The sequence below is a fragment of the Streptomyces sp. CA-146814 genome, assembly GCF_050942385.1.
GTDB lineage: Bacteria > Actinomycetota > Actinomycetes > Streptomycetales > Streptomycetaceae > Streptomyces.
The window spans coordinates 2,188,006-2,203,469 of sequence record NZ_CP192068.1 but is presented as its reverse complement, the minus strand read 5'-3'; the positions used below and the strand labels follow the sequence as shown (position 1 = coordinate 2,203,469).

9 protein-coding genes are annotated in these 15,464 nt (G+C 72.4%); all 9 read left to right on the top strand.

Going from position 1 to position 15,464, the window contains the following annotated elements; genetic code table 11:
- Window positions 1-79 precede the first annotated feature (79 nt).
- The 9 genes from mreC to ACQP09_RS09750 all read left to right on the top strand — a co-directional run bounded on the left by mreC (window position 80) and on the right by ACQP09_RS09750 (window position 15,397).
- A complete protein-coding gene (gene mreC, locus ACQP09_RS09790; RefSeq protein WP_433397637.1) occupies window positions 80-1,108 on the top strand; it encodes a rod shape-determining protein MreC in 1,029 nt (342 codons plus the stop codon).
- A gap of 11 nt (window positions 1,109-1,119) precedes the next feature.
- Window positions 1,120-1,785 (top strand): rod shape-determining protein MreD, encoded by a 666-nt coding sequence (gene mreD / locus ACQP09_RS09785; RefSeq protein ID WP_432149192.1) that lies wholly within the window; start codon window positions 1,120-1,122, stop codon window positions 1,783-1,785.
- A 61-nt stretch (window positions 1,786-1,846) separates the two neighbouring features.
- Entirely contained in the window at window positions 1,847-4,066 is a 2,220-nt protein-coding gene (gene mrdA, locus ACQP09_RS09780) for a penicillin-binding protein 2 (RefSeq protein ID WP_433397635.1), read from the top strand.
- A complete protein-coding gene (rodA, locus tag ACQP09_RS09775) occupies window positions 4,066-5,259 on the top strand; it encodes a rod shape-determining protein RodA (RefSeq protein WP_433397634.1) in 1,194 nt (397 codons plus the stop codon). Before mrdA ends, rodA begins: the two co-directional genes overlap by 1 nt.
- Before the next feature lie 29 nt (window positions 5,260-5,288).
- A complete protein-coding gene (locus tag ACQP09_RS09770; protein ID WP_433397632.1) occupies window positions 5,289-6,815 on the top strand; it encodes a CHAD domain-containing protein in 1,527 nt (508 codons plus the stop codon).
- A gap of 52 nt (window positions 6,816-6,867) precedes the next feature.
- Complete coding sequence (locus ACQP09_RS09765) at window positions 6,868-8,796, top strand: TIGR03960 family B12-binding radical SAM protein (RefSeq protein ID WP_433397630.1); 1,929 nt, start codon at window positions 6,868-6,870, stop codon at window positions 8,794-8,796.
- A gap of 66 nt (window positions 8,797-8,862) precedes the next feature.
- Window positions 8,863-10,038, top strand: a complete 1,176-nt coding sequence (locus tag ACQP09_RS09760; RefSeq protein ID WP_433397628.1) for a hypothetical protein — start codon at window positions 8,863-8,865, stop codon at window positions 10,036-10,038.
- 124 nt (window positions 10,039-10,162) lie between these two features.
- Entirely contained in the window at window positions 10,163-10,981 is an 819-nt protein-coding gene (locus ACQP09_RS09755; RefSeq protein ID WP_433397626.1) for a TIGR03936 family radical SAM-associated protein, read from the top strand.
- A gap of 231 nt (window positions 10,982-11,212) precedes the next feature.
- Window positions 11,213-15,397: an Rne/Rng family ribonuclease gene (locus ACQP09_RS09750; RefSeq protein ID WP_433397624.1), complete on the top strand. Its 4,185-nt coding sequence runs from the start codon at window positions 11,213-11,215 to the stop codon at window positions 15,395-15,397.
- The last annotated feature ends 67 nt before the right edge of the window (window positions 15,398-15,464 follow it).

The following is a 15,464-nucleotide window of genomic DNA, read 5'->3' as shown; positions in this document are numbered from 1 at the left end:
AGTGCACGGGCGCTGACGTACCGACAGCGACGTACACACAGGCACGAACATTCCGACGAGGAAGGCACGGCCGCCGCACGTGAGGGACACACGAGAGAGCCGGCTGCTCCTGGTGCTGCTGATCGCCATCGCATTCGCCCTGATCACGGTCGATATCCGGGGCGGCGAGGGATCACCGGTGGACGGCGCACGGCAGGCCGCGGCCACCGTCTTCGGGCCGATCCAGAACGGCGTCGCGACGGCGGTCGACCCGGTGGGCAACGCCATAGGGGCGGTACGGGACTCCGGCAAGCGCCACGACCGGATCTCCGCCCTGGAGCAGGAGAACGCCGCGCTGAAGGCGAAGCTCGGCAGCGACGACCGCACCAACAGCCGCGTCCGCCAGCTCGACGCCATGCTGAAGAACGCGGGCGCCGGACAGTACGGCATCAAGGGCGCCGAGGTCATCGCCATAGGAGCGGCCCAGGGCTTCTCCTGGACGATCACCATCGACGCCGGATCCGACGACGGCATCCGCCGCGACATGACCGTCCTCAACGGTGAGGGGCTGGTCGGCCGTGTCACGACCGTCGGCCCGAGCACCGCGACGGTCCTGCTCGCCAACGACCCGGACTTCACCGTCGGCACCCGGATGGAGAAGACCGACGAGCTCGGCTTCGCCACCGGCCAGGGCTCACGCCCGCTCTCGGTGCAGTTCCTCAACGGCAAGGCCAAGGTGGCGGCGGGCGACCGGCTCGTCACCTTCGGCTCCAGCAAGGACAAGCCCTTCGTGCCCGGCGTCCCGGTCGGCGAGGTCGTCCGCGTCGACCCCTCCGGCGGCGCGCTGACCCGGACGGTCTACGTGAAGCCGTACGTCGGGTTCACCAAGCTCGACATCGTCGGCGTCGTCGTCCAGGCCCCGCGCTCGGACCCCCGTGACACGGTCCTGCCCAAGCAGCCCGTCAAGACGAAGCCCAAGCCGACCCCCACGGTCACCGTCACCGTCCAGCCCAACGGCGACCTCGTCGACGGCTCGGGCAAGGTCGTCGGCAACATCAACGAGAACGCGGGCGACGGCGCGGCAGCCGGCAACCAGCAACCCGACAACGCGGCAAACGACCAGGAGTAGAGCTGATCCCCATGCGCCTGAACCGGACTCTGCTCTCCATCGCCCTGATCACCGTCGCCCTCGTCGTCCAGGTGACCGTCCTCGCCCGCCTCCAGCTCCCCGGCGCCGTCCCGGACCTGCTGCTCCTGACCGTCCTCGGACTCGCCTTCGTGTACGGGCCGGTCAGCGGCGCGCTCATCGGCTTCGGCGCCGGACTCCTCGCGGACCTCGCGCCGCCCGCCGACCACGCCGTCGGTCGCTACGCCCTGGTGCTCTGCGTCATCGGCTACCTCGCGGGCATGGTCCGGCCGGAGAACGGGCAGCTCAAGTCGGCCTTCGCGCCGATGGCCGCGGTGGTCGCCGCCGCGCTCGGCTCGACCCTGCTCTACGCGGGCGTCGGCGCCCTCGTCGGCGACACGGCCGCCCGCCATGTCGGCCTCGGCAGCCTGCTGTTCACCGCCGCGGTGTACGACCTGCTGCTGGCGCCCTTCGTCGTGCCGCTGATCATGGCCCTGGCCAGACGCACCGAGAGCGACCCGGTCTCCGAGGCCGCCGGCGGCGGCAGCGACGTCGCCGCGGGCTGGCTCTCCTCCGGCACCGGGCTGCGCATCGGCAACCAGCGCGGCGGCCTGCGCGTGAAGGCCGCCCGCAACCGCGCCGCCCGCGCGGGCCGCATCAAGGGGGTCAAGCGCCTGTGAGGCTGTACTTCCCGGGGGACGACCCCCGTACCCCCAGCCGGACCACCACCGGGGGCACCCCGTGAGCAACATTCCCGAGACCGGGCGGACCCAGCGGGTCCAGATCCGGCTCATCGTCATCCAGGTCCTCGTCTTCTCGCTGCTGCTCACCCTCGGCGGCCGCCTCTGGTACCTCCAGATCCGCAACGGCGACGAGTACACCGCCGAAGCCGCCGGCAACGGCGTCCAGCAGGTCGTCCAGCCCGCCGTGCGCGGCTCGATCCTCGACGCGCGCGGCGTACCGCTCGCCGACAACGAGACCCGGCTCGTCGTCTCCGCCAGCCGCACCGAGCTGCTGAAGATGAAGGACGACGGCGTCGGCGTCCTCACCCGGCTCGCCGACGTCCTGGACATGAAGCCGCAGGACGTGCGGGACAAGGTCCGCCTTTGCGACTCCAAGACCCCGCAGCCCTGCTGGAACGGCTCGCCCTACCAGCCGATCCCGGTCACCGACGAGGCCACCACCCAGCAGGCCCTCCAGATCCGCGAGCGCGCCGAGGACTTCCCCGGCATCACCGCCGAACCCACCGCCGTACGCCGCTACACCGCACCCGGCAAGGCGAGGACCGCGCAGGTGCTCGGCTATCTGTCGCCCGTCACCGACGATGAGATCCAGAAGGCGCTGGACGGCCCGTCGCCGTACCTGCGTTCGGACCAGGTCGGCCGCTCGGGCCTGGAGCGGACGTACGACAAGGAGCTGCGCGGCAAGGCGGGCGTCACCCGCTACGAGGTCGACAACCTCGGCCGCGTCATGGGCGAGGCGGAGAGCGACCCGGCGGTGGCCGGTTCCAGCCTCGTCACCAGTCTCGACGCCCGCGTCCAGGCGGTCGCCGAGTACGAACTCGCCCAGGCGATGAAGACCGTCCGCCAGGAGACCGACAAGATCACCGGCCGCAAGTACGAGGCCGACTCCGGCGCCGTCGTCGTCATGGAGTCGAAGACCGGGCGCATCGTCTCCATGGCCTCCCAGCCCGACTACGACCCCAACGACTGGGTCGGCGGCATCTCCGGCAAGCAGTACGCCAAGCTCACCAGCGAGACGTCCAACTACCCGCTGCTCAACCGCGGCATCCAGGGCCAGGCACCCGCCGGCTCCATCTTCAAGGTGGTCTCCGCGAGCGCCGCCGTCCGGGGCGGCCACGCCTTCAACGACCGGTACAACTGCAGCAGCTCCTACAGCCTCGGCAGCCAGACCTTCGCCAACTTCGAGTCCCAGGGCCACGGCCCGATCACCCTCGGGGACGCGCTCAAGTACTCCTGCAACACCGTCTTCTACCGCCTCGGCCACGAGGAGTGGTCCAAGGACGGCGGCATAAAGCCGAAGAAGGACGCCAAGAACTGGTTCTACACCACCGCCCGCGACTTCGGTCTCGGCGCCGAGACCGGCATCGACCTGCCCAACGAGGTCAAGGGCCGCATCCCGGACCGCCAGTGGAAGCAGGACTTCTGGAAGGCGAACAAGGACGCCTGGTGCAAGGAGGGCAAGAAGGGCGGCACGTACGTGCAGCAGATCGCGTACGAGAGCTGCCTCGAAGGCAACCAGCTCAAGGCGTACGACAGCATCAACTACGCCATCGGCCAGGGTGACGTCCTCGTCACCCCGATCCAGATGGCCACCGCCTACGCCGCCATCAGCAACGGCGGCACCCTCTACGCCCCCACCGTCGGCAAGGCTGTGATCAGCCCCGACGGCAAGAGCGTCCAGGAGATCAAGCCCAAGTCGACCGGCAAGCTGCCCGTCGACGCGCAGACCGTCAAGGACCTCGACAAGGGCCTGCGTTCGGTGGTCGAGCCCGGCGGCACGGCGGCCTGGCGGTTCGGCGGCTGGCCGCAGGACAAGATCCCGATGCGCGCCAAGACCGGCACCGCGCAGGTGTACGGCAAGCAGACCACCTCGTGGTTCGCGACCTACACCGACGACTACACGATCGTCATGACGATCTCCCAGGGCGGCACCGGCTCCGGCGCCTCCGGGCCCGCCGTCCGCAAGATCTACGACGCGCTCTACGGCCTCGACGCCGAGGGCAACCAGGATGTGAGTAAGGCCCTGCTGCCCAAGCCCCAGAAGGCGCTGCCGAAGATCCAGCCCGACGGCTCGATCTTCGCCCCGAAGATCAAGCCGTACAACCCCGTCCCGACCCAGCCGGAAGGCCAGGAGGCGGACCCGGAGAACCTGGTGCCGCAGCCCCCGGGCCAGCCGGGACTCACCGGATCACCCGCGATGACCGGGAGGCGGCCCTGATGGCCGGTAGCTTCTCCGTAGGCGGATACGGCCCCGAGCGCGGTTCCTGGGCCAAGCTGACCGCCCGCGACTCCCTAGCCCGGCGGCTGGACTGGCCGCTGCTCGGCGCCTCGCTCGCGCTCTCCCTCCTCGGTGCGGTGCTCGTCTGGTCCGCGACCCGCAACCGCGACCACCTCACCCAGGGCGACCCGTACTTCTTCCTCTTCCGGCACGCCATGAACACCGGCATCGGCATCGCGCTGATGATCGCCACGATCTGGCTCGGCCACCGCACCCTGCGCGGAGCCGTCCCGGTCCTCTACGGCATCTCGGTGCTGCTGGTCCTGGCCGTCCTCACCCCGCTCGGCACCACGATCAACGGCGCCCACGCCTGGATCAAACTGCCGGCCGGGTTCTCCATCCAGCCCTCCGAGTTCACCAAGATCACCATCATCCTGGTGATGGCGATGCTGCTGGCGGCCCGCGTCGACGCGGGCGACCAGCCCCATCCCGACCACCGGACCGTCGCCAAGGCGCTGGGCCTCGCGGTCATCCCGATGGCCATCGTGATGCTGATGCCGGACCTCGGCTCGGTGATGGTGATGGCCGTCATCGTCCTCGGCGTCCTGCTGGCCTCCGGCGCCTCCAACCGCTGGGTCTTCGGCCTGCTCGGCGCGGGCGCCGCCGGAGCCGTCTCGGTCTGGCAGCTCGGGCTGCTCGACGACTACCAGATCGCCCGGTTCGCCGCCTTCGCCAACCCGGCGCTCGACCCGGCCGGCGTCGGCTACAACACCAACCAGGCCCGCATCGCGATCGGCTCCGGCGGCCTCACCGGCACCGGACTCTTCCAGGGCACCCAGACCACCGGCCAGTTCGTCCCCGAGCAGCAGACCGACTTCGTCTTCACCGTCGCCGGTGAGGAGCTGGGCTTCCTCGGCGCCGGACTGATCATCATCCTGCTCGGTGTCGTCCTGTGGCGCGCCTGCCGGATCGCCCGCGAGACGACCGAGCTGTACGGCACGATCGTCGCCGCCGGCATCATCGCCTGGTTCGCCTTCCAGTCCTTCGAGAACATCGGCATGACGCTCGGCATCATGCCGGTGGCCGGTCTGCCCCTGCCCTTCGTCTCCTACGGAGGGTCCTCGATGTTCGCCGTCTGGGTCGCGATCGGGCTGCTTCAGTCGATCAGGGTGCAGCGCCCGATGTCCGCCTGAACCCGGCCCACGCGGGTAGGTGTCCGTATATGGCGGACACCAAGCGTGAGATCGAGCGGAAGTACGAAGCCACCGACGCCACCCGGCTGCCCGACCTGAGCCGGGTGGCCGGGGTCGGCCGGGTCCTGGAGCAGGGCGTCACGGAGCTGGACGCCGTCTACTACGACACCGCCGACCTCCGCCTCGCCCAGGGCTCCCTCACCCTGCGCCGCCGGACCGGGGGAGGGGACGAGGGCTGGCACCTGAAGTTCCCGGTCGCCACCGGCATCCGCGACGAGCTCCACGAACCGCTCGCCGACACCCTGCCGCCCTCCTTCGCCGCGCTCCTCCGCTCCCGCCTCCGGCACGCGGAACCGGCCCCGGTCGTCCGCCTGCTCACCTCCCGCGACCTCCAGCACCTGACCGACGCCGACGGCACCCTCCTCGCCGAGGTCAGCATCGACACCGTCTGCGCCGAACGGCTCGCGGGGGAGGGGACCGGCACCACCGCCACCTGGACCGAGATCGAGGTCGAGCTGGCCGACGACGGCGACCCGGCCTTCCTGGACGCGGTCGAGAAGCGGCTCCGCAAGGCCGGCGTGCGCCCGTCGGACGCGCCGTCGAAGCTGACCCGGGCGCTGGCGGAGACCGCTCCCGTACGCAAGGAGAAGAAGCGGACGAAGGAGGACCCGCAGACCGCGGGCGACCACGTCCTCGCCTACGTACGCAAGCAGATCCGCACCATCGTCGACCTCGACGCCGCCGTCCGCCGCGACCTGCCCGACTCCGTGCACAAGATGCGCGTGGCCACCCGGCGGTTGCGCAGCGCCTTCAAGACGTACCGCAAGATCCTGGACCGCGAGGTCACCGACCCGATCGGCGCCGAGCTCAAGTGGCTCGCCGGTGAGCTGGGCGTCGACCGCGACCAGGAGGTCCTGGACGAGCGGCTGTCCACCGGGATCGCGGAACTGCCCGCCACGCTGGCCCTCGGCCCGGTGCGCGGCCGGCTCCAGGTCTGGTCGGCCGCCCGCCGCACCGGATCGCGCCGCCGGATCACCGGCGTACTGGACGGGAAGCGGTATCTGGCCCTCCTCGACACCTTGGACGCCCTCAGCGCCGACCCGCCGCTGCGCCCCGCCGCCTCCCGTACGCCCGAGAAGGCGCTGCCCCGCGCGGTGCTCAAGGACTACGAGAAGCTCGCGCGCCGCATGGACCACGCCCTGGAGCACCCGCCGGGCCCCGAGCGCGACACCGCCATGCACGAGGCCCGCAAGGCCGCCAAACGCGCCCGGTACGCGGCCGACGCGGCCAGGCCCGCCCTCGGAAAGCCCGCCAAGCGGTTCGCCAAGCGGGTGAAGGCCGTGCAGACCGTCCTCGGCGACCACCAGGACAGCGTGGTCGCCCGCGACGCCCTGCGCACCCTCGCGATCGAGGCGCACGCGGCCGGCGAGACCACCTTCACCTGGGGACTTCTGTACGGGCACGAGGAGGCGGCCGCCGACGCCCGGGAGCGCGAGCTGCCCGAGGTGTGGGCGCGGGCCTCGGCCCCCGTACTGCGGGCGGATCTGAAGCACTGAGCCGCGCGGTACGCTGGATGGTCACCCCAGCCGGCTCACGAAGGTTCGCGAGATGTCTGCCGCATCGGTCTTCCCACAGCTCGAAGCTCTGCTCCCGCATGTGCAGAAGCCCATCCAGTACGTCGGCGGTGAGCTGAACTCCACCGTCAAGGACTGGGACAGCTGCGACGTCCGCTGGACCCTGATGTACCCCGACGCCTACGAGGTCGGGCTGCCCAACCAGGGCGTCATGATCCTCTACGAGGTACTGAACGAGCGCGAGGGCGTCCTCGCGGAGCGCACGTACAGCGTCTGGCCCGACCTCGAAGAGCTGATGCGCGAGCACAAGGTGCCGCAGTTCACCGTGGACAGCCACCGCCCGGTCGGCGCGTTCGACGTCTTCGGGCTGAGCTTCTCCACCGAGCTGGGCTACACCAACATGCTCACCGCCCTGGACCTGGCGGGCATCCCGCTGGAGGCCAAGGACCGCACGGTGGACCACCCGATCGTCCTCGCGGGCGGCCACGCGGCCTTCAACCCCGAGCCGATCGCGGACTTCATCGACTGCGCGGTCATCGGCGACGGCGAGCAGGCCGTCCTGGAGATCACCGAGATCATCCGCGCCTGGAAGGCCGAGGGCCGCCCCGGCGGCCGCGACGAGGTGCTCTTCCGGCTCTCCAAGACCGGTGGCGTCTACGTCCCGCGCTTCTACGACGTCGAGTACCTCCCCGACGGCCGCATCGGCCGCGTCGTGCCCAACCGGTCCGGCGTGCCGTGGCGCGTCTCCAAGCACACCGTCATGGACCTCGACGAGTGGCCCTACCCCAAGCAGCCCCTCGTCCCGCTCGCGGAGACCGTGCACGAGCGGATGTCCGTGGAGATCTTCCGCGGCTGCACCCGCGGCTGCCGTTTCTGCCAGGCCGGCATGATCACGCGCCCCGTGCGGGAGCGAAGCATTACCGGCATCGGCGAAATGGTCGACAAGGGCCTCAAGGCGACCGGCTTCGAAGAGGTCGGCCTGCTCTCCCTCTCCTCCGCCGACCACAGCGAGATCGGCGACATCGCCAAGGGCCTCGCCGACCGCTACACCGACGACAAGGTGGGCCTCTCGCTGCCCTCCACCCGCGTCGACGCGTTCAACGTGGACCTGGCCAACGAGCTGACCCGCAACGGCCGCCGCTCCGGCCTCACCTTCGCCCCCGAGGGCGGCTCCGAGCGGATGCGCAAGGTCATCAACAAGATGGTCTCGGAGGAGGACCTGATCCGGACGGTGGCCACCGCGTACGGCAACGGCTGGCGTCAGGTGAAGCTGTACTTCATGTGCGGCCTGCCCACCGAGACCGACGAGGACGTCCTCCAGATCGGCGACATGGCGGTCAACGTCATCGCCAAGGGCCGCGAGGTCTCCGGCCAGAACGACATCCGCGCCACGGTCTCCATCGGCGGCTTCGTGCCCAAGCCGCACACGCCGTTCCAGTGGGCCCCGCAGCTGTCCGCCGAGGACACCGACGCCCGGCTGAAGAAGCTCCGGGACAAGATCCGCGGCGACAAGAAGTACGGCCGCTCCATCGGCTTCCGCTACCACGACGGCAAGCCCGGCATCGTCGAAGGCCTGCTCTCGCGCGGCGACCGGCGCGTCGGCTCCGTGATCCGCGCGGTCTACGAGTCCGGCGGCCGCTTCGACGGCTGGCGCGAGCACTTCAGCTACGACCTCTGGATGAACTGCGCCGAGAAGACGCTGCCCGACTTCGGCGTCGACGTCGACTGGTACACCACCCGCGAGCGCACGTACGAGGAAGTCCTGCCCTGGGACCACCTCGACTCCGGCCTGGACAAGGACTGGCTCTGGGAGGACTGGCAGGACGCGCTCGACGAGACCGAAGTCGAGGACTGCCGCTGGACCCCCTGCTTCGACTGCGGCGTCTGCCCGCAGCTCGACCTGGACATCCAGATCGGCCCGACGGGCAAGAAGCTGCTCCCGCTGAGCGTGGTCAACAAGTAGCAGGTCCGTGACACACCGCAGGCCCGGCCCGGCAACCCCGGACCGGGCCCGCGCGTCTTTCACGGCATGGACGACAGCAGCCACCAGGCCCTCGACCGGTACGCGCCCGACCCGGCCCTGACCAGGCTGATCAGGATCCCCGTGCGCATCGTGGTGCTGGTCGTGGTCCTACCCGTCCGCATGGTCTGGGACCTCCTGGCCGCCGGCTGGCACGCCCTGGACCGGACCCTGCTCCGCCCGCTGGGCCGGGGCCTGGCCTGGCTGCTCGACACCCTGGTCCTGACCCCGCTGTCCTGGCTGTACGCCAACGTCCTCACCCCGCTGGCCCTGGCCGCCACCTGGCTGGCCACCGCTGTCTTCATCTGGCCCTGGATCGGCCTGTGGCGGTACGTGGTCGTGCCGGTGGCGACGTACGGGATCGCCGTCCCGCTGGTGTGGCTGTACGGGGCCGTCCTCACGCCGCTCGGCCGGGGCACGGCCTGGCTGTTCACCACGTTGGTCGTCGCTCCTGCGGTGGGCCTCTGGCGGTACGTGCTCGTCCCGGCGGCCCGGTACGGCGTGATCGTGCCGCTGGTCTGGCTGTACGGGGCCGTCCTCACCCCGCTCGGCCACGGCACGGCGTGGGTGCTGGGAAAGGTGTGGCAGGGCACGGCGTGGACCCTGGGGCTGCTGTGGCAGGGGACCGCCTGGGTCCTGGGCGGCGTCCGGCAGGGTCTCGCGGCCACCGGGCGCGGGCTGGGGATCGCGGTCACCTGGCTGGTCATGACGCTGCTCGTGGCCCCCGCCTCCTGGCTGTACCGCCGCGTCCTCGCGCCGGTCGGCCGGGAGATCGCGGAGGCCGCCGAGGTCGCCTGGCGGATCGCCGGATACCTCTCCCGGGCGGTGGGCCGGGCGGTCGCCTGGCTGTTCCGGCACCTGATCGGCGTACCGGTCGCCTGGGCCTATCGCACGGTGGCCGTCCCGGTCGGCCACTTCGTCCGGGACGCCCTCTGGGCCCCGGCCCGACGCGCCGCCGCCGAAGCGGGCCGCGCCGCCCGGTCCGCCCTGGCCACCGCCCGCGAAACCGTGCGGCAGACCCGCCGTGACGCCTGGCGCGCACTGGTCGGCGGTACGCCCGGAACGCGGTCCGGGGAACCGGTGGGGGTGCCTGCGCGTACTCTGGGTAGTACAACGACTGTCCCCAGCGCGGCGCAGGCGTCCGAGACCCCCCTGCTGAGCGAGAAACTCGTCAAGCAGGGGTGAGCCGGAGCAGCACCCCGGGGACCACCCCGTATTTCGTGGGCGGCGCTCCCCGGCGCCCGCCCCGCACCGAGGAGAAGAACCACTGGGCAAGCGACAGCCCGAAGGCCCGCCGCCCGCACCGGCAGTGCAGCGCATCCGTCTGCGCTACACCAAGCGCGGCCGCCTCCGGTTCACCAGTCACCGCGACTTCCAGCGGGCCTTCGAGCGGGCACTGCGCCGCTCCGAGGTGCCGATGGCGTATTCGGCGGGCTTCACCCCGCACCCCAAGGTCTCCTACGCCAATGCCGCCCCCACCGGTACGGGCAGCGAGGCCGAGTTCCTGGAGATCGCCCTCACCGAGGCGCGCGACCCCGACCTCCTGCGCGAGCTGCTCAACGACTCGCTGCCGGACGGTCTCGACATCACCGACGCGGTGGAGGCCCGCACCTCCGGCCTCGCCGACCGGCTGACCGCCTCGGTCTGGGAGATGCGCCTGGACGGCGTCGAACCCGACGAGGCCCGTAAAGCCGTCGACGCGTTCAACGCCGCCGAGAGTGTCGAGGTCCAGCGCAAAGCGAAGAACGGCATCCGTACCTTCGACGCCCGCTCCGCCGTCGCCGACCTGCAGGCCCTTGAGCAACCGGCTGATAGGCCGGGGGACAAGCCCTGTGCGATACTGCGGCTGGTTGTTCGGCACGTGACACCTGCCGTGCGACCCGACGACGTCCTGTCCGGTCTCCGCGCTGTGGCCGACCTGGCGGATGGGGTCTCCCCTGTTCGAGCGCAGCCGAGAGCTTGGGGATCCGTCCCCGCCGCGGTGACGAGGCTGGCGCAGGGGCTCTTCGACGAGGAGTCCGGCACGGTGACCGACCCGCTCGCGCCCGACCGCGAGGGCGCCCCGACCGCACATCCCGCGGTCGCAGCAGCCGTCGCGACGGCGCCGGAAGGTGCAGGTTCCGCGTAAGGCGGTCGTTGTAGCGCAGCCCTCCGACTCGGGAGCCACCTGGGTCGGGCCGCGCACTGACCCATAAGACTTTCGCCAGGCCGTCCGCAACACCGCGGACGGAACCGGCGAGCCAAGACATCAGCTCCCGTGCGGCGCCCGCGCCCCGGACGAGCGGTATCGCACCACTGCGGACCGTGCCGGACCGGAATCAGACGCGGCGCCCGGGAGCGCGACGGGAGAACCGCCCGCATGCCTCAGCCGAACGAACCCGCCACCAACGGGAACAACGAAGAGAACACCCCCGGCGACAAGCTGCCGCCGCGCCGCAGGCGCCGCGCCGCTTCCCGGCCGGCCGGCCCGCCCGGCGCGGCCCAGGCGCCTGCCGCCGAGGAGGCCGCACCGGCCGCCGCGCCCGAGGAGACGGCCCCCGAACCGGCCGCCGAGACCGCGCCCCCCGCTCGTACGCGCCGCCGCGCCGTGCGCAAGGCGACCGCGCCCGCGGGCGCTCCGGAGACCGCCGAGGTGGTCGCCGAGGTCGTCGAGACCCCCGCTCCGGCGGCCGAGGCCCCGGCCCAGGCCGCCGAGCCCGCCGATGAGGCCCCGGCCCCGCGTACCCGCCGCCGCGCGGTCCGCAAGGCGACGGCTCCGGCCGGTGCCCCGCAGGCCGCCGAGGTCGTGGAGGTCGTCGAGACCCCGGCCGAGCCGGTCGTGGAGGAGGACGAGGAGCCGGCGGCCGAGGCCGTCGAGCCCGAGGTCGCTCCGGAGCCCGCCGCCCCGCGCCGCCGCCGTGCCTCCCGCAAGGCCACTTCGCCCGCCGGTGCCCCGCAGACCGCCGAGGCCGCCGTGGTCGTCGAGCCGGTTGCCCCCGCCGAGCCCGTGGCCGAGCCCACCGCCGTGGCCGCTGAGCCTGCCCCGGTCGCCGAGGCCCCGCGTGGCCGCACCCGCCGCCGTGCCTCCGCCCCGGCCGGCGCCCCGCAGGCCGCCGCCGAAGCCGCCGACGCGCCGGTGAACGAGCCCGCGCCCGCCGCTGAAGCGCCCGCCTCCGAGGAGGCCCCGGCGCCGCGTGGCCGCCGTCGTGCCTCCCGTAAGGCCACCTCTCCCGCCGGTGCCCCGCAGGTCACCGAGGCGGAGGAGACCGTCGAGGCCGGCGAGAGCCTGCCCGCCGCCGTCGCCGAGGAGCTCGCCGCCGAGGTGGAGGAGGTCGAGGAGGCCGCCCCGCGCGGACGCCAGCGCCGCCGGGCCACCGCCGCCGCGGGCCGCCCCGAGTTCACCGCCAAGACCGAGGAGCCGACCCGCAAGGGCCGCCGCGCCACGCGCCCGGCCGTCGCCGTGTTCCAGGCCCCGGTCTTCGCCGAGCCGATGTTCCAGACCCCCGAGACGGCGGCCGCCGCCGCTGCCGCGGCCGGTCCCTCCTCCGCGTACGACGAGGTCGAGGAGGCCGAGGAGCAGACCGCCGAGGTCGAGCAGACCCCCGCGCCCGCCGAGGCCGCGCCGCAGGGTCCCTCGCGCCGCCGTCGCCGTCGCCGTGGTGAGGCCGCCGAGCCCGAGCAGACCGCCGCCGCCCCCGTGGAGACGCCCGCCGAGGAGGCACCCGAGGCCGAGGCCGAGGCGGATGAGCACGACGGCGAGGACACCGACGAGTACGGCGACCGCCCCTCGCGCCGCCGCCGTCGCGGTGGCCGCCGTCGCCGTCGCGGCGAGGCCGGAGACCAGGACGAGGCCGAGCAGCACCACGCCGACGAGGCACCCGCGCCCGCCCGCGCCGAGGACGACCAGGCACCGGCCCAGGCCCAGGAGGCCGACGACGAGGAGGACGACAGCGACTCCGCCGCCTCCGGTTCGAGCAGCAGCCGCCGTCGCCGTCGTCGCCGTCGCCGCAGCGGTGACGCCGGTGCCGAGGCCGACAACGGCACCGACGACCCGGAGCGTACGGTCGTCAAGGTCCGCGAGCCCCGCAAGAAGGAGGAGCGCGAGCCGGGCACCGGCTTCGACGAGGTCCAGTCCATCAAGGGCTCGACCCGGATGGAGGCGAAGAAGCAGCGCCGCCGCGAGGGCCGCGAGCAGGGCCGCCGCCGTGTCCCGATCATCACCGAGGCGGAGTTCCTCGCGCGCCGCGAGGCCGTCGAGCGCGTGATGGTCGTCCGCCAGAGCGGCGAGCGCACCCAGATCGGCGTCCTCGAGGACAACGTGCTCGTCGAGCACTACGTCAACAAGGAGCAGGCCACCAGCTACGTCGGCAACGTCTACCTGGGCAAGGTGCAGAACGTCCTGCCCTCCATGGAGGCCGCGTTCGTCGACATCGGCAAGGGCCGCAACGCCGTCCTGTACGCCGGTGAGGTCAACTTCGAGGCGCTCGGCATGGCCCACGGGCCGCGCCGCATCGAGACCGCGCTCAAGTCCGGCCAGTCCGTCCTGGTCCAGGTGACCAAGGACCCGATCGGCCACAAGGGCGCCCGCCTCACCAGCCAGGTCTCGCTGCCCGGCCGCTACCTGGTCTACGTGCCCGAGGGCTCGATGACCGGGATCAGCCGCAAGCTGCCCGACACCGAGCGCTCCCGCCTCAAGACGATCCTCAAGAAGATCGTCCCCGAGGACGCGGGCGTCATCGTGCGCACCGCCGCCGAAGGCGCCAGCGAGGACGAGCTGCGCCGTGACGTCGAGCGGCTCCAGCAGCAGTGGGAGGAGATCCAGAAGAAGGCGAAGGGCACCAGCGGCTCCAACGCGCCGACGCTGCTCTACGGCGAGCCGGACATGACCGTCCGGGTCGTCCGCGACATCTTCAACGAGGACTTCTCCAAGGTCATCGTCAGCGGCGACGACGCGTGGGAGACGATCCACGGGTACGTCTCGCACGTGGCGCCCGACCTCACCGAGCGGCTCTCGCGCTGGACCTCCGAGGTCGACGTCTTCGCCACGTACCGCATCGACGAGCAGCTGATGAAGGCGCTGGACCGCAAGGTCTACCTGCCCAGCGGCGGTTCGCTGGTGATCGACAAGACCGAGGCGATGGTCGTCGTCGACGTCAACACCGGCAAGTTCACCGGCCAGGGCGGCAACCTGGAGGAGACCGTCACCAGGAACAACCTGGAGGCGGCCGAGGAGATCGTGCGCCAGCTGCGGCTGCGCGACCTCGGCGGCATCGTCGTCGTCGACTTCATCGACATGGTGCTGGAGTCCAACCGGGACCTCGTCCTGCGGCGCCTGCTGGAGTGCCTGGGCCGCGACCGCACCAAGCACCAGGTCGCCGAGGTCACCTCGCTCGGCCTGGTCCAGATGACCCGCAAGCGGGTGGGCCAGGGCCTGCTGGAGTCCTTCTCCGAGACCTGCGTCCACTGCAACGGGCGCGGTGTGATCGTCCACATGGAGCAGCCGACGTCCGTCGGTGGCGGCGGCGGTTCCAAGAAGTCCAAGAAGCGCCGTGGCGGCGCGGGCCAGGACCACGAGCACGGTCACGAGCAGGACCACGGCCACGACGACCACGCCGCCGAGCCCGCCGAGACCGAGGCCGAGCTGGCCGCCGAGGTCGCCGCGCCGGTGGCGGTGGAGCCCGAGGTCGCCGCGGACGAGGAGTTCTACAGCAGCCCGGCCGAGGCCGAGGCGGCCGCCGGCCGTGGCCGCCGCCGCGCCTCCCGCAAGGCGTCGGCCCCGGCCGGCGCCCCGAGGACCGAGGCGCCCGCTCCGGCCCCCGCCATCGAGGCCGAGCCGGTCGCCGAGCCCGTCGTACAGCCGGTCGCCGAGCCGGTCCTCGACACGCCCGAGCCGCCGAAGGCCCCGGAAGCCCAGGAGGCGGCCGAGGCCGCGCCCCAGGGCCGTACGCGCCGTCGCGCCACCCGTAAGGCGTCCGCCCCGGCGGGGTCGCCGAAGCAGACCGAGCCGGCGGAGCCCGTACAGCCGGCCGAGCCCGTCACGGACCCGGTCGCCGTCGAGGACCCGGTCGTCGAGGCGCCCGCCGAGCCCGCCCCCGTACCGGAGGCGCCCGAGGCGGAAGCCCCCGAGGAGGCCGCACCGCCGCGCGCCCGTCGCCGGGCGACCCGTAAGGCCACTGCTCCGGCGGGTTCGCCGACGGGCGCGGACGAGGCGGCGGTCCTCGTCGTCGAGTCGGCTCCCGAGCCGAAGGCCCCCGAGGCTCCGCAGGCCTCCGAGGCTCCGGAGGCCTCCGAGGCCCCGGAGGCCGAGGCCGCCGAGGCTCCCGCGTCCGGTGAGCCGGAGGAGGCGCCGGTGGCGAAGAAGACGGCCCGCAAGGCCGCCGCCAAGAAGGCTCCGGCGAAGAAGGCGGTGGCCAAGAAGACGGCCGCCAAGAAGACCGCCGCGAAGAAGACGACGGCGAAGACGACCGCGAAGAAGGCGACCAAGAAGACCGTCGCCGCCGAGCAGGCGTCGCCTTCCGTGACCGCTTCGGCGCCGTCCTCCGACGGTGAGGCGTCAGCCGGCTGACGATTCCCCGCAATCGGTTGTTCATTGTCCGTGGCCCGTCCCGTTACTTTCGGAGGCGGGCCACGGG